The sequence below is a fragment of the Paraburkholderia sp. BCC1886 genome (genome assembly GCF_900996245.1).
GTDB lineage: Bacteria > Pseudomonadota > Gammaproteobacteria > Burkholderiales > Burkholderiaceae > Paraburkholderia.
This window is the reverse complement of sequence record NZ_CAAJGK010000129.1, coordinates 219727-241529: the sequence shown is the minus strand read 5'-3', so window position 1 is coordinate 241529 and position 21803 is coordinate 219727. Positions and strand designations below refer to the sequence as shown.

The 21803-nt window shown below is 65.2% G+C and carries 16 protein-coding genes; 14 read left to right on the top strand and 2 right to left on the bottom strand.

Going from position 1 to position 21803, the window contains the following annotated elements; genetic code table 11:
- Positions 1–30: 30 nt before the first annotated feature.
- From FQ746_RS34355 to FQ746_RS34340, 4 genes are all read left to right on the top strand, one after another.
- Positions 31–1434 carry an amidase gene (locus FQ746_RS34355; protein WP_144114248.1) on the top strand — a complete coding sequence of 468 codons (1404 nt, stop codon included), beginning with the start codon at positions 31–33 and terminating at the stop codon, positions 1432–1434.
- Between the two features lie 168 nt (positions 1435–1602).
- Positions 1603–2760 carry a Gfo/Idh/MocA family protein gene (locus FQ746_RS34350; protein ID WP_144114247.1) on the top strand — a complete coding sequence of 386 codons (1158 nt, stop codon included), beginning with the start codon at positions 1603–1605 and terminating at the stop codon, positions 2758–2760.
- Between the two features lie 179 nt (positions 2761–2939).
- Positions 2940–4787 (top strand): thiamine pyrophosphate-requiring protein, encoded by a 1848-nt coding sequence (locus tag FQ746_RS34345; RefSeq protein WP_144114246.1) that lies wholly within the window; start codon positions 2940–2942, stop codon positions 4785–4787.
- Positions 4788–4876: 89 nt separating this feature from the next.
- The gene (locus FQ746_RS34340; protein WP_144114245.1) at positions 4877–5878 is read left to right on the top strand and encodes a glycosyltransferase family 2 protein; all 1002 of its coding nucleotides are present in this window, start codon (positions 4877–4879) and stop codon (positions 5876–5878) included.
- 5 nt (positions 5879–5883) lie between these two features.
- Here FQ746_RS34340 and FQ746_RS34335 read toward each other — a convergent pair whose 3' ends face one another.
- Positions 5884–7947 carry a putative bifunctional diguanylate cyclase/phosphodiesterase gene (locus FQ746_RS34335; RefSeq protein WP_144114244.1) on the bottom strand — a complete coding sequence of 688 codons (2064 nt, stop codon included), beginning with the start codon at positions 7945–7947 and terminating at the stop codon, positions 5884–5886.
- A gap of 138 nt (positions 7948–8085) precedes the next feature.
- Positions 8086–9024, bottom strand: a complete 939-nt coding sequence (locus tag FQ746_RS34330) for a LysR family transcriptional regulator (protein WP_144114243.1) — start codon at positions 9022–9024, stop codon at positions 8086–8088.
- Between the two features lie 102 nt (positions 9025–9126).
- On the opposite strand from FQ746_RS34330, the gene FQ746_RS34325 reads away from it, so the two are divergent.
- The 10 genes from FQ746_RS34325 to FQ746_RS34285 all read left to right on the top strand — a co-directional run bounded on the left by FQ746_RS34325 (position 9127) and on the right by FQ746_RS34285 (position 21738).
- The gene (locus tag FQ746_RS34325) at positions 9127–10008 is read left to right on the top strand and encodes an HpcH/HpaI aldolase/citrate lyase family protein (protein WP_144114242.1); all 882 of its coding nucleotides are present in this window, start codon (positions 9127–9129) and stop codon (positions 10006–10008) included.
- Between the two features lie 69 nt (positions 10009–10077).
- Positions 10078–11388, top strand: coding sequence for a CaiB/BaiF CoA transferase family protein (locus FQ746_RS34320; protein ID WP_144114241.1), 1311 nt, complete (start codon positions 10078–10080; stop codon positions 11386–11388).
- 40 nt (positions 11389–11428) lie between these two features.
- On the top strand, positions 11429–12322 hold the full coding sequence (locus tag FQ746_RS34315; RefSeq protein WP_144114240.1) for an amidohydrolase family protein: 894 nt from the start codon (positions 11429–11431) through the stop codon (positions 12320–12322).
- Between the two features lie 94 nt (positions 12323–12416).
- Positions 12417–13784: a short-chain fatty acid transporter gene (locus tag FQ746_RS34310; protein WP_144114239.1), complete on the top strand. Its 1368-nt coding sequence runs from the start codon at positions 12417–12419 to the stop codon at positions 13782–13784.
- Between the two features lie 97 nt (positions 13785–13881).
- Positions 13882–15210, top strand: coding sequence for a 2-hydroxycarboxylate transporter family protein (locus tag FQ746_RS34305; protein WP_409932465.1), 1329 nt, complete (start codon positions 13882–13884; stop codon positions 15208–15210).
- A 209-nt stretch (positions 15211–15419) separates the two neighbouring features.
- The gene (locus FQ746_RS34300) at positions 15420–18311 is read left to right on the top strand and encodes an ABC transporter permease subunit (protein WP_144114238.1); all 2892 of its coding nucleotides are present in this window, start codon (positions 15420–15422) and stop codon (positions 18309–18311) included.
- Positions 18308–19009, top strand: coding sequence for an ABC transporter ATP-binding protein (locus tag FQ746_RS34295; RefSeq protein WP_144114237.1), 702 nt, complete (start codon positions 18308–18310; stop codon positions 19007–19009). Before FQ746_RS34300 ends, FQ746_RS34295 begins: the two co-directional genes overlap by 4 nt.
- A gap of 121 nt (positions 19010–19130) precedes the next feature.
- Positions 19131–19268: a hypothetical protein gene (locus FQ746_RS34990; protein WP_186310915.1), complete on the top strand. Its 138-nt coding sequence runs from the start codon at positions 19131–19133 to the stop codon at positions 19266–19268.
- Positions 19265–20350, top strand: a complete 1086-nt coding sequence (locus tag FQ746_RS34290; RefSeq protein ID WP_186310914.1) for an ABC transporter substrate-binding protein — start codon at positions 19265–19267, stop codon at positions 20348–20350. The genes FQ746_RS34990 and FQ746_RS34290 overlap by 4 nt, the downstream gene beginning before the upstream one ends.
- Entirely contained in the window at positions 20347–21738 is a 1392-nt protein-coding gene (locus FQ746_RS34285) for an NtaA/DmoA family FMN-dependent monooxygenase (protein ID WP_144114235.1), read from the top strand. Before FQ746_RS34290 ends, FQ746_RS34285 begins: the two co-directional genes overlap by 4 nt.
- Positions 21739–21803: the final 65 nt, after the last annotated feature.

Below are 21803 nucleotides of genomic sequence, written 5' to 3'. Positions count from 1 at the left end.
GTCATAGGCGTTCTGTCAGGAGACGAATAGATGAGTGACGAGATCGCCACCGAGCTGCAAACGGCAAGCGCAATCCCGCTTGCGAATCCGCTGCTTCGCCTGGGTGCCCACGCGTTGTCCGACGCGTTTCGTGCCGGCGAGCTATCGCCAGTCGAAGCGACCCGCGCCGCACTCGAACAGATCGATGCGTTCGATGCCACGCTGCACGCGTTTTGCGAGACCCGTTTCGATGCGGCGCTCGATGCTGCGCGCCTTTCCGAAGCGCGCTGGCGTGCGGGCGCCCCGCTTTCTCCGCTCGACGGCGTACCGGTTTCTATCAAGGATCATCTGGACGTGACGGGCTTTCTCGCGCCGAATCGCGGCGGCCCGGCGCAATCGCACGAATCGGCATTCGACAGTCCTTGCGCCGCGCGGCTCAAGGAAGCGGGCGCGGTGATCGTCGGCAAGACCACCATGCCCGAGTTGAGCGTCGTGCCCGTCACGCAGACGGCCGCGTGGGGCGTCACGCGCAATCCGGTGAATCTGGCGCATAGTCCCGGCGGATCGAGCGGCGGTGCCGCGGCGGCAGTGGCCGCCGGCATGTGCACGGTTGCGATCGGCAGCGACGGCGGCGGATCGATCCGCTTGCCCGCTGCCTTCACGGGCATCTGCGGACATAAGCCGACGTTCGGACTGGTGCCCTACTACCCCGGCCAGACCGATCGCACCGTGGCCGGTCCGCTCGCGCGATCGTGCGCGGACCTCGCGCTGGCGATGGACGTGATCGCGCGCCCGGACGGACGCGACTGGACCGAACAGAGTCGGAGCGACGTACATTACTTCGACGCGCTGGCAAAACCGCTTGCCCGGTTACCGAAGTTACGCATCGGTTTCAGCGCGACCTTCGGCTATCAGAAACCGTCGCCGGGCGTGCTCGCTCAAGTCGAAGCCGCGCTACAGAAATTCGCCGCGTTGGGCCTCGAAGTCGAGCGGTTCGATCGGCTTTGCGATGACCCGTTCATGACCTACATGCGGCAGGCGACGCTGCGTCTGCGCGGCAAAAGCGCGGGATTCAGCGGGCCGGAAGCGTTGGGCTCGGTGTTCCGGCTCGCCGATAGCTGGACCGCCGACGACGCTCAACGCATGATCGACGCACGTACCCGGCTCGCCGACGATTTCATGACGGCCTTCTCGCGTTACGACGTGATCGTCTCGCCGAGTGCGCCCTTCACCGCGCCGCGCGTCGGCGATTTCTACCCGGACGGCGACATCACCTCGGAAGACAATCGCAATCTGATCGGCTATGCCGCGCCCTTCAATCTCGTGCACCTGCCGGCGCTTTCCATTCCGTGCGGGACCAGCGACGGCCTGCCGGTCGGCTTGCAACTGGGTGGCAAGCGCTTTAGCGACGCACTGCTTCTGCAACTGGGCGCTGCACTCGGCAGCGTGACCTGAGGAATAGCGGCGCGTGTGAATTCGCGCGTCCGTCACGCTGTCCCTGCTCTCGTTTCCCTCGTGGCCTGCCATGCAGGAACGTCGCTTGCAACACTTTCGACGAGCGCCCGTCGCCGCCTTCATGGCCGACGGGCAATTCAGTCATCGTTTGCAAGCAAGGAAATCGACATGAGCATCCTCTCCGCCATCGGCCTCACCTCCGAAAAGAAAATCCGTTACGCGATCGTGGGCGTCGGCGATATTTCGCAGGAAGCGATGATGCCCGGCGTCGCTCACACGGGTAATTCGGAGATCACGGCACTCGTGACGAGCGACCCCGAGAAAGCCCGCCGCGTCGGCGAGCAGTATGACGTGGCGGACGTCTATACCTACGAGCAGTTCGACACTATGCTCGCGTCCGGTAAGGTGGATGCGATCTATCTGGCCACGCCGAACTGGCGCCATGCCGAGTTCGTCATTCCTGCGTTGAAAGCGGGCATCCACGTGCTCGTAGAGAAACCGCTGGAAATTTCGACCGAACGCTGCAAGGAAATTGCGGAGGTGGCCAACGCGTCCAGCGCGCGGCTAATGGTCGCATATCGTTTGCACTTCGAACCCGCGACCTTGTCGACGATCGAGCGCATTCGCTCCGGCGAACTGGGTGAAGTGATGCTGTTCACGTCCACTTTCGTACAGAAAGTGGACCCGGAGAATCACCGCGCCCGCAACGGCATCGAGGCCGGTCCGCTGTTCGACATGGGCCCTTACCCGCTGAATGCCTCCCGCTATGTGTTCGAGGCGGAACCGACCGAAGTGGTGTCGGCGGTCGGCGTGCGTCACCCGGAAGCAGACTTGGGCGATTTCGACGACACCGTTGCCGTGACGCTCAGATTTCCCGGAGACCGCCTGGCCCAATTCGTCGTGTCTTACGCGGCCAACTCGCTGGAATCATATTTTGTGGTCGGCAGCAAGGGCAGCATTGCGATGCAGCCCTGCTACAACTACGGCAAGCCGCTGCAACAGACCGTGACGATCGGTCAGGACGAAAGCAGCCATTCGTTCCGTAATACCGATCACTTCGGCGGCGAGATGAAGTATTTCTCCAATTGCATCCTGACTGGCACGGACCCGGAGCCGGATGCGGAAGAAGGCTATGCCGACGTCCGCGTGCTGGAAGGCATTGCACAGGCATTAAAGAGCGGCGGCCCGGTGACGCTCGAGCCGTTCGTGCGCAGCAAGCGGATCGATACGAAAAATCAGATCGAGACGCTGCGTGCGGTCAAATCGCCGGAACTCGTCAACGCGAGCAATCCCGGCGAAGGCGTGGACAAGGTGCCGAAGAACTGATCTTCGCGACAGGCGCAAGCGTTGCACGCGCAATGGCCGCGGACGACCGCGTCCCGCGCTTACGGTTTGCAAGCTCGCGGAACGCCGCTTGCGCCAGCGACAGATCGACAACGCCCGCCTTTCCGGCTTCAACCGGACGTGCGGGCGTTGCAGCCTTCATTGCCTATCTGGAGAAACGCATGTCCACAACCGTCGGCGACTTCATCATCGAACGACTTCACGCCTGGGGCGTCCGCCGTATTTACGGTTACCCTGGTGACGGCATCAACGGCGTATTCGGCGCGCTGAACCGCGCGCAAAAGGCCGCGGCCAAACACGACAAAAGCGAGCAATCGGCCCACCACCCGACCTCTCCTATTGAGTTCGTGCAGGTCCGTCACGAAGAAATGGCCGCCTTCATGGCCGCCGCGCACGCTAAATTCACCGGCGAGCTGGGTGTGTGTATCGCCACCTCGGGCCCGGGCGCTTCGCATCTGATTACCGGTCTGTACGACGCGCGCATGGACCACATGCCCGTGCTCGCCATTGCCGGACAGCAGGCGCGGGCGTCGCTCGGCGGGCATTATCAGCAGGAACTCGACCTGGTCTCGTTGTTCAAGGACGTGGCCGGCGCTTTCGTCGAACAGGCCAGCGTGCCCGCGCAGGTTCGTCATCTGGTCGATCGTGCCGTGCGGACCGCTCTTGCCGAACGCAAGGTCACCGCCATCGTGCTGCCGAACGATCTGCAGGACTTGCCGTATGAAGCGCCGGGCCGCAAGCACGGTACCGTGCATTCGGGCGTCGGCTATCGCGCACCGCGCACGCTGCCCTACCCCAACGATCTACAACAGGCGGCCGACGTGCTGAACGCCGGCAAGAAAATCGCGATCCTCGTTGGCGCGGGCGCACTCCACGCGACGGACGAAGTGATTGCCATTGCCGACAAACTGGGCGCCGGCGTCGCGAAGGCGCTGCTCGGCAAAGCCGCGTTGCCCGACGATCTGCCGTACGTGGCCGGCTCGATCGGCTTGCTCGGCACCAAGCCCAGCTCCGACATGATGGCCGAATGCGACACCTTGCTGATGATCGGCTCGGGCTTTCCGTATGCCGAGTTTCTGCCGAAAGAAGGCGCGGCTCGCGGCGTGCAGATCGATATCAAGGCCGACATGCTGAGCCTGCGTTATCCGATGGAAGTCAATCTGGTCGGCGATAGCGTCGAGACCTTGCGCGCGTTGCTGCCGCTACTCGAAGAGAAGACGGATCGCGCGTGGCGCAAGAAGATCGAAGGCTGGACTGCCGACTGGTGGACAACCCTCGAGAAGCGCGCCCGTGAACCCGGCAAGGACGCGGTGAATCCGCAGCGCACTGTGTGGGAACTGTCGAAACGGATTCCGTCGAACGCGATCGTGACGAGCGATTCCGGCTCGGTCGCGAACTGGTATGCGCGCGACTTGCAGGTGCAGCGCGGCATGATGTGCTCGCTCTCAGGCGGCCTCGCGTCGATGGGCGCGGCGGTGCCCTACGCTATCGCCGCAAAATTCGCCTATCCCGAGCGGCCGGTCATCGCACTCGTGGGCGACGGCGCCATGCAGATGAACAATATGGCCGAACTGATCACCGTGTCGAAGTACTGGAAGAGCTGGAGCGATCCACGCTGGATCTGCATGGTGCTGAACAACGGCGACCTCAACCAGGTGACATGGGAACAGCGCGCAATGGAAGGCGATCCGAAGTACTCGGCGTCGCAGGATATTCCGTCGGTGCCGTATCACAAGTTTGCGGAGTTGATCGGACTCAAGGGCATCTATGTCGACGACGATGCGCAGATGGCATTAGCGTGGGACGAAGCGCTGGCCGCGAAATGCCCGGTCGTGATCGAGGTGAAGGCGGACCCGAACATCGCACCGCTGCCGCCGCACATCACGCTGGCTCAGGCGAAGGCGTTTGCATCGACCTTGATGAAGGGCGATCCGGATCAGGGCAATGTCATTGTCGAGACCGCGAAACAGGTGCTCGGTGCGGTGTTGCCGGGGCATCGCGACAAATAGCGTGACGTACCCGGCGGACTGGCTCGGCGCCGCTGGGCACAACGCTTGCTCGACTTTCACGACCGAACCGATAGAAGAACGCGACCAGCATGGATACCAAACTGCTCCCCCGGCGCATTTCCGTTGTCGTCCTGACGCATAACCGTGCCGACCGATTGATCGCGACGCTCGAACATCTGGTGGCGCTGCCGGAAAGCCCGCCGATTTTCGTGGCCGACAACGGCTCCAGCGACAAGACGGTCGCTCTGGTCAAAGCGTTGTTTCCGACCGTCTGCGTGGTGGAATGCGGCGAGAACCTTGGCGCGGCCGGCCGCAATCGCGCCGTGGCCTGCGTGGGTACGGACTATGTCGCGTTTTGCGATGACGATACGTGGTGGGAGGCGGGATCGCTCGAACGGGCCGTGCAATTGCTGGATGCATGGCCGGACGTCGGCGTGCTCAGTGCTCGGGTCGTCGTGGAGCGCGGCGACGAGGAAGTCGACGCGGTCGATCGACCCGCTGTCGCGATGCACTCGAACGTACCGGACGGCGCCGGTTTAGCCGGCTTGGCGCCCAACCCGGCACCCGGTCCGGCGCTCACGGAATTCATGGCGCGGGCATGCGTATTTCGTACTGCGCTGTTCAAGCACGTAGGCGGTTACGAATCGCAACTGTTTATCGGCGGCGAGGAAGAACTGGTCGCGCTCGACGTGCTCGCGGCGAACCAGTCGATCGTTTATTGCGATCAACTGACTGCGCATCATCAGCCAACCCCTTCCCGTCACGACCAGCTGCGTCGCAGTCTGTCGCTGCGCAACGCTGCATGGACGGCGTGGCTGCGACTGCCGCTAGCCGACGCCTGCAGGACGACGCTGACCGCATTAAGCGAATTCGCGCGCCGCGGTCATTTCGTGCGCGATAGCACCGACCTGCTGCGCGGACTTCGCTGGGCACTGTCACGCCGCCAGGTCGCTCCGCCGCACGTGTTGAATTTGCGCCGCCAGCGCATCGCCGCCAAAGGTATGCGTTCGTCGCATTCGTCGCGTGCGGATCTGGCAGCGGACCGCGTGAGCGTCAATCCGGCGATGGGCAACACCGACGCCCGCACCTGACTGCGCTATTGCTTCGCCGTGACCGTCGCGATCAGTTGATCGGCCGACATCGGCCGGCCGAGTAGAAAGCCTTGCAGCGAGTCGCAGCCGAGTTGCGTGAGCAACTCCTGCTGCGCCGCCGTCTCCACGCCCTCGGCGACGATATTCAGATTGAGCGTGCGACCCAGCGCGACGATGGCCGAGACAATGGCGGCATCGTCGGTGTCGCGTACCAGGTCGCGCACGAAGCCGCGGTCGATCTTCAGTTCGCTGGCCGGCAACTGCTTAAGGTTCAGCAGACTCGAATATCCGGTGCCGAAATCGTCGATGGAGATACGCACGCCGATGTCGCGAAGCTGACGCAGCACGCTCAGGCTGGCCTCCGCATTGCGCATGGCCGTCGATTCCGTCACTTCGAGCGTCAGGCAACCGGGCGCCAGATCGTAGCGCGCGAGCGTGTCCCGCACGGTCTGCAGAAGGCTTCCGTGACCGAGTTGCAAGGCCGACAGATTGACGGCCATGGTCCAGTCGGCATGTCCCGCATGTCGCCATTCGCTGATCTGGCGGCACGCTTCTTCCAGTACCCATTCGCCGATCGGCACGATCAGGCCGGTCTTCTCGGCGAGCGGAATGAACTGCTCCGGCGCGATGAGTCCGCGCACCGGATGCGACCAGCGCACCAGCGCCTCGACGCCGATCACCCGTCCGTCGGGCGCGGTGAACTTCGGCTGGTACTGCAGGATCAGCTCGTTCCGGTCGATGGCGGAGCGCAGATCCTGCACGAGTTGCAACTGCTCGTGCACATTGGCGTTCATCGACGCCTCGAAAAAGCAGTAGGCATTGCGGCCAATGCCTTTCGCGTGATACATCGCCGCGTCGGCATTGGTCAGCAGTTCGTCCTGCTGCGCGCCGTCGGTCGGATACATGGCGATGCCGATGCTGGTCGAAATGCCGAGCAGCCGGCCGGCAACCACGAAGGGTTCCTGGATCGCCGCCAGCAGTTTGGCCGCGAGCGTCGCGGCATCCGCGGGTTCCGTGACGACGGCGAGCAGCACGAATTCGTCGCCGCCCACCCGGGCGATCGTGTCCTGTGCGCGAACCATCGAACCGATGCGCTGCGCGACCTCCAGCAACAACTGGTCGCCGATACGGTGTCCGTAGGCGTCGTTGACCGACTTGAACCCGTCGAGGTCCATGAACATCAGCGCGAACCGGCTGCGCTCGGTTTTTGCGCGCTGGATCGCCCGTTCGAGCCGGTCTTCCAGCAAGCGGCGATTCGGAAGTTTGGTGAGGTTGTCGTGTTGCGCGAGATAGGTCAGTTCCTGATTCGCCTCGGCCAGCGAGGTTGCCAGAATCGCCGTGCGCGACTCCAGCCGCAAATCGAGCACCGACGTAATCAGCGCGATGGCCAGCACCGCCAGGGTTACGACGATGATCACCAGCGCGAGCCAGCCGGTATCCACGCCGCCGCGCGCCGCACCGCAAATACTGTTGGCCGGAAACTGCGCGGCGTCCATGCCGAGGTAATGCATCCCGGCGATCGCAACGCCCATCACCACCGCTGCGCCGATGCGCAACGGCATCACCCGAGGCGATAAACGGCGCAGATTGAACGCGATCCACAACGCGAACCCGGATGCGCCGACCGCCACCAGAATGGACAGCACGAGGGGAAACGGCGCGTAGCGGATGGTTGGCGTCATATGCATCGCGGCCATGCCGGTGTAGTGCATGGCCGCGATTCCCGCCCCCATCAGCAAGGCGCCGCCGACCAGCCGGTGCCACGGCAACGTTTCGCGCGCCACCAGCCATAGCGCGAACGCCGACGAGGCGATGGCGATCAGCAGTGACAGAACGGTAATGGAGGGATCGTAGCCAAGCGGGATGGGCAGGCTGAAAGCCAGCATGCCGACGAAGTGCATCGACCAGATGCCGGTGCCCATCGCGCAGGCGCCGCCGGCCAGCCAGCTGCGTGCCGCGCGCCCCTGCGCGCTGGAGATGCGGCCCGCCATGTCAAGCGCGGTATACGAGGCCAGAATGGCAACCAGCAGCGAGAACAGGACAAGCAGGCCGTCATAGCTGCCGAACATGGATATTTCCTGTAGACGTTGATCTCCCGCCTGATGCGCTTTCGCTGTAGCCACGCTGCAGCGGCCCGGACATCGGCGGATTTTCTGTAAAACTTATTTCCCGCAACTTTAGCGGAAAGCCGCGCGATATACGCTTGTTTACATCGGCGCCGACGGGTTCGCGTCGGGCGGAGCGTCGAATATCAAAGGCTTGCGCGACTTGTGCTCGTCCTCCAGGACCTTATCGGCGCACTCCAGAAAGCCGCGAATCAGCCGCCCACGCGGGGACGCCCGATGCCAGAGCACGCCGAAACGGCGCGGTTCGGTGGGCACCGGCAGCGCCAGTTTGGCGACCTGCAAATGGGTAGTGAGCGGCGACACGATGTCCGGGACGAGCGACACGCCGAGTCCGCGATCGACCATCATCGTGATGGCCATGAGCGCGTTGAGTTCGAACAGTTCGTGCGGCACGATCTTCGCGGCGCGCAGGTACTGGTCCGCCTGCTTGCCGCCGCCGAGCGAGCGGTCGTAGCGGATAAACGGTTCGCCAGCGAGCAGTTCGTGCGGATCGTGAGCGGCGAAACGGGACGGCGCCAGCACCACGAGCGGTTCCTCGCGCAGCAGATGCCAGCCGTAAGCCTTCGACAGCGCGAACGCCGGATGCAGACACACGGCCACGTCGATATCGCCGCGCTGCAGCGCTTCGTACAGCTCCGTCGAGGTGCCCGCGCGGATCAGCACCTTGGCCTGCGCAAACGCCGCCGCGAAGCCGGACAGCACGTCGGGCACCAGACTCAGCAACGCGGTGGTGATCGTGCCGATGCGCAGTTCCCCCGCCGCCTCGCCCTCCAGCGCAAACGCCTTCAGTTCCGCGAACTCGCGCACCAGCGCGCGCGCCCGGTCGATGACGCGATGCCCCGCCTCGGTCGGCCTGACGGTGCGGCCCGAGCGCGTCAGCAACTCCACACCGAGTTCGCGCTCCAGCGCCTGCACCTGCTGCGCCACCGCGGCCGGCGTGACGCCCACGCGGCGAGCCGCTTCGGCCATCGAGCCGCTATCCACGACCAGCAGCAGATTCGCGAGAAAAGTGATGTCCATGAAAGAAAGCTTAAGTATTGTTTGAAGATAGAGACGAATAGTTTATCTAAATCCAGCACGGCTTTAGACTTCGCTGAATAAATAAACACAAGGAAGCGAGACATGCGAAGCAAACTGTTCGTCCCCGCGTCGCGCCCGGAGTTGTTCGACAAGGCCTTCGCCAGCGCCGCCGACGCGTTGTCCTTCGATCTGGAAGACGCCGTTGCGGCCGACCGCAAGCCGCAGGCGCGCACCGCATTGCGCGAACTATTGCGCTCCGGGCGGGTAACGAATCCGGCGACACCGCGCAAGGTGTTGATCGTGCGCGTCAACGCACTCGACACGCCGCATTTCGCCGACGACATCGCCGCGATTGCGCAACCCGGTCTCGACTTCGTCAATCTGCCGAAACCCGAAAGCGTCGACGACGTGCGCGCCGCAGCGGATGCGCTGGCGCATGCCGAAGCCGCCAACGGCGTGAGCACGCCAATCCGCCTGCTGCTCAACGTCGAATCGCCGAAAGCGCTGCGGCTCGCCGCCGAACTCGCGAGGGCGGATCCACGCGTCGCGGGTCTGCAACTCGGGCTCGGCGACCTGTTCGAACCGCTTGGTATCGCGCGGCGCGAGACGACGGCGATTGCCCAGGCGATGTTCGCGTTGCGCATCGCGGCGGGCGAAGCGGGCGTGTTTGCGTACGACACCGCGTTCGCCAATATCAAGGACGAAGCGGGTTTTCGTGCCGAGGCGCAACTCGCGCGCTCGCTGGGGTTTCTCGGCAAAAGCTGTATTCATCCGAGCCAGATTGCCCTCGCCAACGAGGTATTCCGCCCTTCCGACGAAGAGATCGCGCACGCGTTGCGCGTCGTCGAAGCGGCGCGTGAAGCGGACGCGAATCACGTCGGCGCGTATGTAGTGGACGGCAAGATGATCGATCCGCCGTTCGTCGAGCGTGCGCGTGCGCTGGTTCGCGATGCGGTGCGGCTCGGGCTCGTCGAAGGCGAGTGAGCAACCGGGCGACTATCGTCGAAGCGCTTTTTGCATGCCGCCGCCAACCTGAAACACACGGAAACGATCATGGAAGCAACCTCACCTGAAACCGGCACGAATGGCGCGAATGGCGCAAGCGGCGCAAGCGGCACAAGCGGCACAAGCGGCACAAGCGGCACAAGCGGCGCAAGCGGCGCAACCGGCTCGAGCGCCGCGCCGACGGACGCGCCGGGGCCGCTGGCCGGCATCCGCGTACTCGACCTGAGTGCCTATATCGCCGGGCCGTATGGGTGCACGCTGCTGTCCGACCAGGGCGCCGAGGTCATCAAGATCGAGCCGCCCAGCGGCGATAACCTGCGCAAATATCCGTCCACGCTCGAAGCGGAAAGCCGCGCGTTTCTCGGCGTGAATCGCGGCAAGCGCGGGCTCGTGCTCGACCTGAAACAGCCCGAAGCGCTCGACGTGCTGATGCGGCTCGTCAGGAGCGCCGACGTGCTGGTCCACAATTTCCGCCCCAGCGTGCCCGCGCGCCTGGGCATTGCCTACGAGCAGTTGCGCGAGATCAACCCGCGGCTCATCTACTGCGCGGTCACCGGTTACGGCGAAACCGGCCCGAACAGGGACAAGGCCGGCTACGACCAGGTGCTGCAAACCATGAGCGGGATGTGCACCTTGCAAGGCAAGGCCGATGGGCCGCCGGAAATTCTCTACGGCTCCGTCGTCGATTACTACGCGGCGGCGCTGGTCGCAGCGGGTGTCGCGTCGGCGTTGTTCCAGCGCGAGCGCAACGGCGTCGGCCAGTACGTCGGCGTGTCGCTGCTGCGCAGCGCGCTGGCCATGCAGTCGGCGCGCATGATCTGGGCCGAGGGCGAACCGAAAGAGATCGGTCGCGATATGCGCTCGGGCGGCATCACCGGGATTCATCCGACGCGCGAAGGCTATCTGTATATCTCCGCGAACACGCCGCATTTCTGGCAGTCGCTGTGCGACAAGGTCGGCCTCGCTGCGCTCGCGAACGACGAGCGCTACGATTCGGTCCGCAAGCGCGCGCAGCATCGCGACGAAATCGTGCCGCGTCTGCACGAAGCGCTGGCGGCGAGAAGCGCACTCGAATGGGAAGCGCTGTTCGGCGACGCCGTGCCCTGCTCGGCCGCACGCAGTATCGACGACATGTTCGACGATCCGCAGGTGCAAGCCGAGGAGATGGTCGCCACGTACGAGTATCCGGGCGTGGGCCGTTACCGTGGCTTCCGGCAGCCGATCCGTTTCGGCGACAGCGCCGGTCCCGCACCGCTCGCAGCACCTGGCTTCGGCCAGCATTCCGACGCGGTGCTGCGCGACGCGGGCTGGAGCGATGCCGAGATCGCCGCGCTGCGCGCGACACGCGCGGTGCTCTGAAAAGCGTCCCGCAAAAAACAACCACGACACGGAGACCGCGATGACTTCGTTACAGCGCGACGACGCTGCCTCGTTTCCGGCGAACCGGATGCCTTCAGGCGCCTGCGATTCGCACATGCATATCTACGAGCGCCGCTTTCTCGCGGACGGCGCGCGTCATGCGGGCTTCCCGGCGCATGCGGGCGTCGACGATTATCTGGCCGTGCAACAGCGCATCGGCACGCAGCGCACCGTGGTCGTCACGCCGCGTCCCTATGGCACCGACAACCGCGTCACGCTCGACGCGATCCGGCGACTGGGCGCCGACCGCACGCGCGGCGTCGCCGTGCTGACGCCCGACGTGAGCGATGCCGAACTGGCCGCGCTGCACGCAGGCGGCATTCGCGGTATCCGCTTCACGCTGTACACGCCGGCCAATGCGGCCGTCACGTTCGAGATGGTCGAACCGCTCGCGCAGCGCGTCGCGGCACTCGGTTGGCACGTGCAACTGCACTGGACCGCAGAGCAGATCGTCGAACATCGCGCGATGCTTGCGCGGCTGCCTGCGACCATCGTGTTCGATCATCTGGCGCGTCTGCCGATGCCTGCGGGCGCGTCGCATCCGGCCTTCGCGATCGTGCGCGAACTGGCCGGTAACGGCCGCGTCTGGATCAAGCTGTCGGGGCCCTATCTGGACTCGGCGCTCGGTCTCGCAGGCGATTACGCGGATACCGCCGCGACCGCTCGCGCGTGGCTCGACGCGCTACCCGAACGCGTGGTGTGGGGCAGCGACTGGCCGCATGTCACCGAGACTCGCAAGCCCGACGACCTGCAACTGGTCGATCTGCTCGATAGCTGGACGCGCGGCGACACGGCATTGCGTCAGCGCATTCTGGTCGACAACCCGGCGGCGCTTTACGACTTCGCCGCGTTATGCAGGCCGGACTCACCCTGACCGCGTAGCCACACGGAAAGACGCGCATCGAACGCGCAACGAAAGAACGAAAGAACGACAGAACGACGCAACGAGAAACATAACGGAGACCCTGTTGAAAACCGCCCCACCCGCCGCCAGCGCAGCCAGCAAAACACGCTTCACCGAAGCGACTATCCGCCTGTTCGAACGCATGATTCCCGACCCGTTCGTCCTGGCGATCCTCATCACCGTCGTGGTCGCGTTGCTGTCGGTCGCCTTCGCACCGCAAGCGTCGGCCGCGCATCTGATCGGCGGCTGGTACAAAGGCTTCTTCGATATTCTGACGTTCGCCTTCCAGATCACGCTGATTCTCGTAACCGGTCATGCGTTCGCCCATGCGCCGTTCGTGCAGCGACTCTTCAAGGCGCTCGTCTCGGTGGCGCGCACACCGAATCAGGCGGCCGCGCTCGTCTTCGTGCTGGTGGCCGTTGCATCGTTCTGCAACTGGGGCTTCGGACTCGTGGTCGGCGCGATGCTCGCGCGTGAAGTCGCGAGGCGCATGCGGGTGGACTTCGCGTGGATCGTCGCGGCCGGTTTCTCCGGCTGGGTCGTGTGGGCGAGCGGCATCTCCAGTTCGATCGCGCTTGCGCAGTCCACCTCCGGCAGCGCGATGAACGTCGTGCAGAAGCTGACCGGCCAGATTCTGCCGTTGGGCAGTACCGTGTTCACCCGCTTCAACCTCGTGCCGACGCTCGTCATGCTGGTGGCAATGCCGTTCGTCTTCGCGTGGCTCAAGCCCGCGGATGCGGACATCGTCGTGCTGGATACCGACAAGCATCCCGATGCGCCGCCGCGCGAACGTCCGGCCGGCAAGCTGAGCTTCGCCCGCTGGCTCGAATACTCGTGGCTGGGTAGCGCCTTTATCGGCGTAGCGGGGGTGGCCGTGCTGGTGCTCACGCAGGTCGAGCATCTGCCGTTTTCCGGCGTGAATGCGGTGATCTTCGTGATGTTCGTCGGCGGCGTGATCCTGCACGGCTATCCGCTGGCTTACGCGGATGCCGTCAAAAACGCTGCCAGACAGACCGGCTCGATGATGCTGCAATACCCGCTGTACGGCGGCGTGATGGGCATGATGGACGCGACGGGTTTGCCGAACGTGATCTCGCATTTCTTCATTGCCATTTCGAATGCGCACACGCTGCCGTTCTGGAGTTACGTGTGCTCGGTGATCGTCACGTTCTTCATTCCGAGCGGCGGCGGCCACTGGGCCGTGCAGGGTCCGTTCGTGGTGCCGGCGGCGGTCGCGCTGCATGCGTCGGTGCCCGCCACGACGATGGCGGTCGCGATGGGCGAGCAGGTGTCGAACATGTTGCAGCCGTTCTGGGCGGCACCGGTCGTAGCGATGGCGGGCATCGGCGTGCAACGGGTGCTCGGCTTCACGGTCGCGACCTTTATCGTCGGCCTGCTGGTGTATGGCGCGGCGTTGCTGCTGCTGGTGTGACGGTGCAGAGCCTGCTGCAAGGAACATAACGATGAACGGAGACGCCTCGATGAAAGCCGCCACCACGCAGGAAGCCGCGCGCGATCCCGCTATCGCGATGAACGAAGCCAGCGCACCCGACGCGCGCCCCACCTTCAAGGACCGCTGGTGGGCGCTCTTCGATGCGCGCATCGGATCGCTGCCGGTGCCCATCTACTTCGTGCTGGTCGCCGTGCTCGCCGCGATGACGGCGCGCGGCAAGCTCGCCTCGGACCTGCCGACCGGCATCGCTCTGGTGGCACTCGGCGGCTTCACCTGCGCGGAACTGGCCAAACGTATTCCGTGGATTCGCCACGTGGGCGCGACGTCGATTTTCGCGGCCTTCATTCCGTCGATGCTGGTCTACTACAAGCTGATGCCGGCGCCCATCGTCAAGGCGGTCACCGACTTCACGAAGACCTCAAACTTCCTGTATCTGTTCATCGCCGCGATTATCGTCGGCAGCGTGCTGAGCATGGACCGGCAGACCCTGATCAAAGGCTTCGTGCGGATCTTCATTCCGGTGGCGGCCGGCTCCGTCGCGGCGGCTTGCGTGGGCACGGGTGTCGGCGTCGCGCTCGGCATGCAGGCGCGCCACGCGCTTTTCATGGTGGTGGTGCCGATCATGGCCGGCGGTGTCGGCGAAGGCGCCCTGCCGCTGTCCGCCGGCTACGCGCAGATCATGAACGTCGAACAGGGGCCCATGTTCGCGCAGGCGCTCTCTGCGGTGATGCTCGGCAATATCGTTGCGATCTGCTGCGCGGGCCTATTGAATTACGTCGGCACGCGTAAGCCCGGCTGGACCGGCAACGGGCAGTTGACCGTCGCCGCGAATGCCGGCGACGACGCCATGCATCGCGCCCCGCTGTCGTTCGAATTCGACGTGAGTTCGGTTGCGGCGGCGGGCGCCACGGCCATCACGCTCTATCTGATCGGCGTGCTCGCCCAGCAACTGTTCGGCTGGCCGGCGCCGGTCGTGATGCTGGTGCTAGTGGTCGCGGCGCAGTTGTTCCAGGTGGTGTCGCCGCGCGTGCGCGGTGGCGCGCGCTTCATGTACGGCTTTTTCTCGACCGCGGTCACGTACCCGCTGATGTTCGCGATCAGCGTCGCGATGACGCCGTGGGGCGAAATCGTCACGGCCTTCCATTGGGTCAACATCGTCACCGCGGCGTCGACGGTGTTGACGCTGGTGGTGACCGGCTTCGTGGTGGGCAAACTCGTCGGCATGTACCCGATCGAAGCCGCGATCGTCAACGCGACGCATAGCGGCCTGGGCGGAACCGGCGACGTCGCGATCCTGACCGCCGCGGACCGGATGGAATTGATGCCGTTCGCGCAGATCGCGACGCGCATCGGCGGCGCCGTCACCGTGATGGTGGCGCTCGCCGCATTTGCGTGGACGCGCTGAGAGAAAGAAGAAAAGCCCACTAGCTTCTGACGATTCGTCGTTTAGATATTAAGCGCTCGCAGAACATAATCGATTCTCCAGTCAGATTCGCTGTCAACGCCGACGCAACGCTTGCGTTTTCGGCGTCGCAACAGCGGCCTGAATCAAGGTGATGGAGAAAACGTTATGCGAACCTCGATATCCAGCGTTCCGACCGAGGCGCGCTGACCATGCAGTCGCTTCTCGAATACGCATTACTCGGTCTTAGTACCGGCGGCGCCTATGCACTGGTGGCGCTCGGGCTCGTCGCGGTATATCGCGGCACGGGCGTCGTCAATTTTGCGCAGGGCGGCATCGGCATGGCCGCCACTTACGCGTTCTGGAAACTCTATGCGCATGCGGGCGTCCCGCTGTGGCCCGCCATCGGTTTCGGCCTCGTCACCGGCATCGTCATCAGCGTCGCGTTTTATGCGTTCGTCGGCCGGCGTCTGGTCGGTGCATCGACCACGCTGAAGACGCTCGTCACGCTCGGTTTGCTGCTGGTGCTGCAAGCGGCCGTGCGCATCGTGTGGACCAATCAGCAGGAACGCGTGTCGAGTTTTCTCGTCGACGGCGGCACGACGATTCTCGGCGCACGCATTCAATATCTGTCGCTCGTGCTGCTGGGCGTGGCGCTGGTGCTCACCGTGCTGCTGACGGTGCTGTTCGAGCGCACCCGCTTCGGTCACGCCACCACCGCGTTGCAGGACAGCCCGCTCGGTGCACAGGCGTTGGGCTTTTCGCCGCATCCGTGGGGCGCGGCCGCATGGGCGATCAGCGGCCTGCTCGCCGCGCTCGCCGGCATTCTGCTGTCGCCGGTCACCGCGCTCAGTCCGAACGGGTTGAGCAGTCTCGTCATTCCGTCGCTCGGCGCCGCGTTGATCGCGGGATTCCGGCGCTTCTGGGTCGCGCTCGTCGTGGCCGTCGCGGCCGGCGTGCTCGAATCGCTGGCGATCGGCCTCTCGATCGAACCCGGGCTCGGCAAGTCGATTCCCTATCTCGTCACGCTCGTCGCGCTGGTGGTCAGCGGGCGCAATCTGCCTGGTCGCGGCACTGTCGATGCGCCGCGGTTGTTTCGCGTCGGCTCGGGTCGCGTCAGCCCGTTCGGACTCGCGCTCGGTATCGCGACCGTCGTCGTGGCGACCTTCGTGCTGCCAGACTATTGGGCCGACACCATTGCGCTCACCGGCATCTTCGCGCTGGTCGGACTGTCCATCGTGGTGTCGACCGGCTACGCGGGCCAGGTGAGCCTGCTGCCGCTCGGACTCAGCGGCGCGTCGATGCTGCTCGCCGCATGGCTCAACCAGCACGGCGCGTCGCTGCTCGTCACGCTGATCGGCGCAGCGCTCGCGGCGAGCGTCGCCGGCGTGGTGATCGGTTTGCCGAGCGCGCGTCTGCGCGGCATCGGGCTGACTATCGCCACGCTCGCCGTCGCGGCCATCGTCGAAACGTGGGGCTTCACGTCGGACCGCTTCCTGAACGGCGTGCAAGGCTGGAGCGTGAGCCACGTCGATCTGTTCGGCTTCTCGTTCGACAACGCGGTGTATCCGCAGCGCTTTGCGTTATTGACGTGGGGCGTGACGCTGCTCGCGGCGCTATCGGTGGCGAGCCTGCGTCGCAGCCGCGCGGGCCGTCGCATTCTGGCGATGCGGTCGAACGAACGCGCAGCGGCCGCCTCGGGCGTCGCGGTGCCGCATGCGAAGGTTGCGGCCTTCGTGTTCTCGACGGCGCTCGCGGGTCTAGCCGGTGCGCTGCTCGCCCTGCAGAGCGGCACGGTGGGCGGCCAGCGTTTCGGCGAAGGCTACGCTTACGCGGATACGCTCGCCGTGATCAGCATGACGGTGCTCTCGGGCGCGGGCTTTATCCTCGGCGGCGTGCTCGCGGCGATCTTCGCGCCGGGCGGTGTGCTCGCGCAGGTGCTGTCGTTCGGCGGCGCAATCAACGATTGGGTGGCGCTGGTGCTGTCGCTCAATCTCGTGTTCGTGCTGATCAGCGAACCCGATGGCGTCGTCGCGCAGATCCAGCGCGGTTGCGCGCGGCTGCCCGCTGGCGTGAAACGGTTGGGGAGCCGGTTGATCGCGTGGCCGGGATCGGCCACCGACATCACTAGTGCAACCGCAGCAACCGCAGCAACCGCAGCAACCACAGCAACCACAGCAACCACAGCAACCACAGCAACCACAGCAACCACAGCAACCACAGCAACCACAGCAACCACAGCAACCGATGCGCGACAACGCCGTACCCCAGCCACGCCGCGCAACGCCGGTCCCGCACTTCAGGTTAAAAACCTGCGCGTGGCCTACGGCGCGGCCGTCGTGGTGGACGACGTGAGCTTCGACCTCGCCCCCGGCGACGTGCTCGGCGTACTCGGCGCCAACGGCGCCGGCAAAAGCAGCCTGATCGATGCGATCACCGGCTTCGTTCCCGCACAAGCCGGCCGCGTGCTGGTGGATGGCGAAGACGTCAGCGCGCTGCCACCGCAACGCCGCGTCGCACGCGGACTCACGCGCACCTTCCAGGACCATCTGCTGTTCGACGATCTATCGGTGCGCGAGAACCTGCAGGTCGCCGCGGAAAAGAAAGACCTGTTCGCGTGGTTCCTCGCGCCACTCGGACTAGCCCCGCGCCGTGCGCTCGCCGCCGTCGATATCGCCGCGGCCGCCGCCGGGGTCGCGCCGCATCTGGAGAGCACCGTCGACACGCTGTCGCTCGGCTGGCAGGCGCGCGTCACGCTGGCCCGCGCGTTAGCCGCCAGCCCGCGCGTGCTGTGTCTCGACGAACCGGCCGCGGCGCTCAGCCCCGAGGCGCGTCAGCATGCCATCGACGTGATCCGTCGCGCGGCGCGCGAACTGGGCGTCGCGATCCTGCTGATCGAACACAACATCGACGTGGTGCTCGCCACCTGCAACGCCGCCATCGTGATGGACGCCGGTCGCGTGATCGCGCGCGGCACGCCCGCCGAAGTCTTGCGCCTGCCGGCAGTGCGTCGCGCGTATCTGGGCGACCCGCTGGACGCAAGCGACTCCGCCGACGCCGACGCGTCCCGCCATGCCGACCAGCACGCGAGGGCGCTCGCATGACGACACCCGTACTCGAAACTCGCGGCCTGCGCGCGGCCTATGGCCACCGGCAGATTCTGAACGGCCTGTCGCTCAGCGTGAACGCCGGCGAAATCGTCGCGCTGCTCGGGCGCAACGGCGCGGGCAAATCGACCACGCTGCTTGCGATCGCCGGCTTCATCGCCGACGTGAAAGGCGACATCCTGCTCGACGGCCGGCCGCTCACCGGCGCGCCGCATCGGCGCGCGCGCAGCGGCACTGGCCTCGTCATCAAGGGACGCAGCCTGTTCGCGTCGCTGACGGTAGCCGACAACCTGCGTCTATGCGATCTCGACCCGCGCGCATTGCTGGCGATCTTCCCCGAACTCGAACCGCGCCTCGACGTGCTCGCCGGTCAGTTGAGCGGCGGCGAGCAGCAGATGGTGGCCGTGGCGCGCGCGCTGTTGCGCCGCCCGCGCGTGGTGCTGCTCGACGAACTCACGTTCGGTCTGAGTCCGGCGATGGCGCGGCGCGTGGTCGATGCGGTCGTCGAACAGTCGCGCCGGGAAGGTATTGCCGTGCTCGCTGTCGAGCAGCATATCCACATTGCCGAGCGCATCGCCACGCATGCGGCGATCGTTGCCGACGGCGTGGTGAAACTGCATTTGCGCCGCGACGAATTGCTGGCCCGCGCGCACGAAATCGAAGAGATCTATCTCGGCCACGCGCTCGACGTGTGAGCGGTGCGGCCGCTCATGCACGTCACGAACTTTTCGCCTGTGCGAAGCCACGTCGTTTTCAAAGCGCAAAGGCTTTTCACGGTTTTCAACGACACCGTCAAGAAACCTAACCGAATCGCTCATGAAATTAAGGTCTTTTCTGCTTACCGGCGCCCTCGCAGGCACGACGCTTTTCAACGCCGCGAGCGCCGTCGCGCAATCGCACGACCCCATTCTAGTCGGCTTCATCATCGCTGAAAGCGGCTGCCGTTTGCCGTGACCGATCCGGGCCGCGTCGCGCAGATCGCCGCGCGCGCGGTCAACGACCAGGGCGGCATTAACGGGCGCAAGCTCGTCGTGGAGATTTGCGACACCAAAGGTCAGCCGGCCGCGAGCCTGTCGTGCGCGCGGCGCCTCGCCGACGAAGGCGCGATTACCTTGATTGGCGGCAGCAGCGCGAACGGCGTCGACAAGATTCTGCGAGCGAAGAAAATGGCCGCCTGGTTCCCGATGGGCAGCGACCCGTCGGACGTGCGCAATCCGCTGTCGTTCATCACCGCGCTGAACGGCGCGGGCGCGGCGCAAGGCACCTATCTCGGCGCGAAACGCTTCGGCGCGAAGCGCGCGGTCTATGTGTCGATGCTCGGCAACAAGACCTATCAGGACACCGCGCGCTTCGGTTATGCGCAGGCCGGCGTGACGGACGTGCAGATTGTCGAAGTGCCGCCCTCCACCACCGACTTCGCGCCGTACATCGCGAAAGTCAAGGCGCTGCACCCGGACGTCTGGGGCGGCATGCTCTACCCGCCCGAACAGCAGACGCTGCTGGTCGAAGCCGCCGCGCAGCAAGGCGTGACCATTCCGTTCGTGAGCAGCAACAACGTGATCGAGGATGCCACCATCGCCGCGCTCAGCAAGGCGCCGTTCCCGAACTCGCTGGCGCTCGAAAAAGGCGAAGACGCCAAACGTTTCCCGAGCTGGGCCGAGTATCAGCGTCAACTCGCGAAGTACGATCCGAACCACCTGGTGAAGGGGCCGACCGACGGCACCACGACCACCGACTGGCTCGCCGTGTGGACCTTCGCGCAGATCGCCCGCAAGCTGCCGACGGTCACCGTGGACAGCTTCCGCGATCACGTCACGAACGAGCGCAACTTCACCAACGACCTGCTGCATCCGATCGACTTCACCGCCGTCGCGCCGGTGCAGGGCATGCCGCGTCAGGAGAACATCTGGGCCTTTGCAGGCCACGTGCAGGACGGCCATGAAGTGGTCGACGACGCCGTGCCCTACAGCGCCTGGCAAAAGACCGCGGTGCAGCCGTGGACCCATCAGCAGATTGCGGAGGCAACCGGCAAATGAGCACCTCGTCCAGCGCGGTCCGTCCGCTCATCTACAACGCCTTCGCGCACGTCACGCCGAACCACCACAGCCACGGCTTGTGGCGTCATCCGATCGGCCAGCATCAACTCGACTTCTACAAGCTCGCGCCGTGGATCGAACTCGCGCAAACCGCCGAGCGCGGTTGCTTCGACGTCGTGTTTCTCGCGGATGTCGCGGGTATCTACGAAACCTCGAGCGGCCAGTGGCAACAGGCCGTGCGCACCGGCATGCAGTTTCCGTCGCACGATCCGGCCGCGCTCGTCTCCGCGCTCGCGGCGGCCACGAAGAACATCGGCTTCGCCGTGACCAGTTCGGTGATTCAGGAGCATCCGTTCAGCTTCGCGCGCAAGTTTTCCACGCTCGATCATCTGAGCGAAGGACGCGTGGCGTGGAATATCGTCACCTCTTACCTCGACAATACCGCGCGTAATTACGGGCTCGACAAACTGCCGCCACACGATGAGCGCTACGTGTGGGGCGAGGAGTATACGGAGGTCGTCTACAAGCTGTGGGAAGCGAGCTGGGAAGACGGCGCGTTGCGCGCCGACGCCGCCAGCGGCGTGCTGGTCGATCCCGAGCGGCTGCATGCAATCGATCACGTCGGCGAGCGCTATCGCGTGGCCGGCCCGCATCTCGTGCAGACCTCGCCTCAGCGCACGCCGGTGCTGTTTCAGGCCGGCGCGTCGGAAGCCGGCCGCGACTTCGCGGCACGCCATGCCGAAGTCACGTTCCTGCCGTCGCGCACGCCGCAATCGGCCGCCGCCGATATCGCCGACATCAGGCGTCGCGCGGTGCTGGCCGGCCGTCATGCCGACGACATCCGCGCGATCGTCATGCTCTCGCCGGTGATCGGCAGCACCGAAGCGGAAGCCAAAGCGCGCCGTGCGGAGATTATCGAATCGTTCAGTCTCGACGCTTTGGCGGCATTCTGGAGCGGGGGCATCGGGGTCGATCTGACCACCATCGACCCGGCCACGCCGCTGACCGAACTGCGCGAACAGAACGGCACGCGCGGCAACGTGCGCGCTTTCATCGATGCGGCGCCGCAAGGCGTCGTCACTTTCGCGGATGCGTTGCGCAAGACCGTCTCGGCGCAATTCGCCGGCACCCCCGAGCAGATCGCCGACGAAGTGGAGCGCTGGGCCGCCGCGGGCGTGGCCGGCTTCAACGTCGTGCCGGTGACCACGCTCGGCTGGTGGAGCGAATTCGTCGATCACGTCGTGCCGGTTCTGCAACGGCGCGGGCTGATGCAGCGCGAGTACGCCGAAGGCACGCTGCGCGACAAGCTGTTTCGCGCCGGGCCGCATCTGCCCGATCGTCATCCGGCGCGCCGGTTCCGGCCGTGGGCCGCGCCGCGCGCGGCTTGACGGGCCTGACCGGCCGGATCGCACACCCATCACGAATTCACGAATTGACGAATTGACGAGGAAAA

What these genes read in the sequence shown, in the direction of transcription:
- FQ746_RS34320 (WP_144114241.1), top strand. Translation starts at nt 10,078, where the DNA reads ATGGAAGCAACCTCACCTGAAACCGGCACGAATGGCGCGAATGGCGCA.
- FQ746_RS34350 (WP_144114247.1), top strand. Translation starts at nt 1,603, where the DNA reads ATGAGCATCCTCTCCGCCATCGGCCTCACCTCCGAAAAGAAAATCCGT.
- FQ746_RS34990 (WP_186310915.1), top strand. Translation starts at nt 19,131, where the DNA reads ATGAAATTAAGGTCTTTTCTGCTTACCGGCGCCCTCGCAGGCACGACG.
- FQ746_RS34285 (WP_144114235.1), top strand. Translation starts at nt 20,347, where the DNA reads ATGAGCACCTCGTCCAGCGCGGTCCGTCCGCTCATCTACAACGCCTTC.
- FQ746_RS34305 (WP_409932465.1), top strand. Translation starts at nt 13,882, where the DNA reads ATGAACGAAGCCAGCGCACCCGACGCGCGCCCCACCTTCAAGGACCGC.
- FQ746_RS34315 (WP_144114240.1), top strand. Translation starts at nt 11,429, where the DNA reads ATGACTTCGTTACAGCGCGACGACGCTGCCTCGTTTCCGGCGAACCGG.
- FQ746_RS34335 (WP_144114244.1), bottom strand. Translation starts at nt 7,947, where the DNA reads ATGTTCGGCAGCTATGACGGCCTGCTTGTCCTGTTCTCGCTGCTGGTT.
- FQ746_RS34325 (WP_144114242.1), top strand. Translation starts at nt 9,127, where the DNA reads ATGCGAAGCAAACTGTTCGTCCCCGCGTCGCGCCCGGAGTTGTTCGAC.
- FQ746_RS34345 (WP_144114246.1), top strand. Translation starts at nt 2,940, where the DNA reads ATGTCCACAACCGTCGGCGACTTCATCATCGAACGACTTCACGCCTGG.
- FQ746_RS34330 (WP_144114243.1), bottom strand. Translation starts at nt 9,024, where the DNA reads ATGGACATCACTTTTCTCGCGAATCTGCTGCTGGTCGTGGATAGCGGC.
- FQ746_RS34355 (WP_144114248.1), top strand. Translation starts at nt 31, where the DNA reads ATGAGTGACGAGATCGCCACCGAGCTGCAAACGGCAAGCGCAATCCCG.
- FQ746_RS34295 (WP_144114237.1), top strand. Translation starts at nt 18,308, where the DNA reads ATGACGACACCCGTACTCGAAACTCGCGGCCTGCGCGCGGCCTATGGC.
- FQ746_RS34340 (WP_144114245.1), top strand. Translation starts at nt 4,877, where the DNA reads ATGGATACCAAACTGCTCCCCCGGCGCATTTCCGTTGTCGTCCTGACG.
- FQ746_RS34300 (WP_144114238.1), top strand. Translation starts at nt 15,420, where the DNA reads ATGCAGTCGCTTCTCGAATACGCATTACTCGGTCTTAGTACCGGCGGC.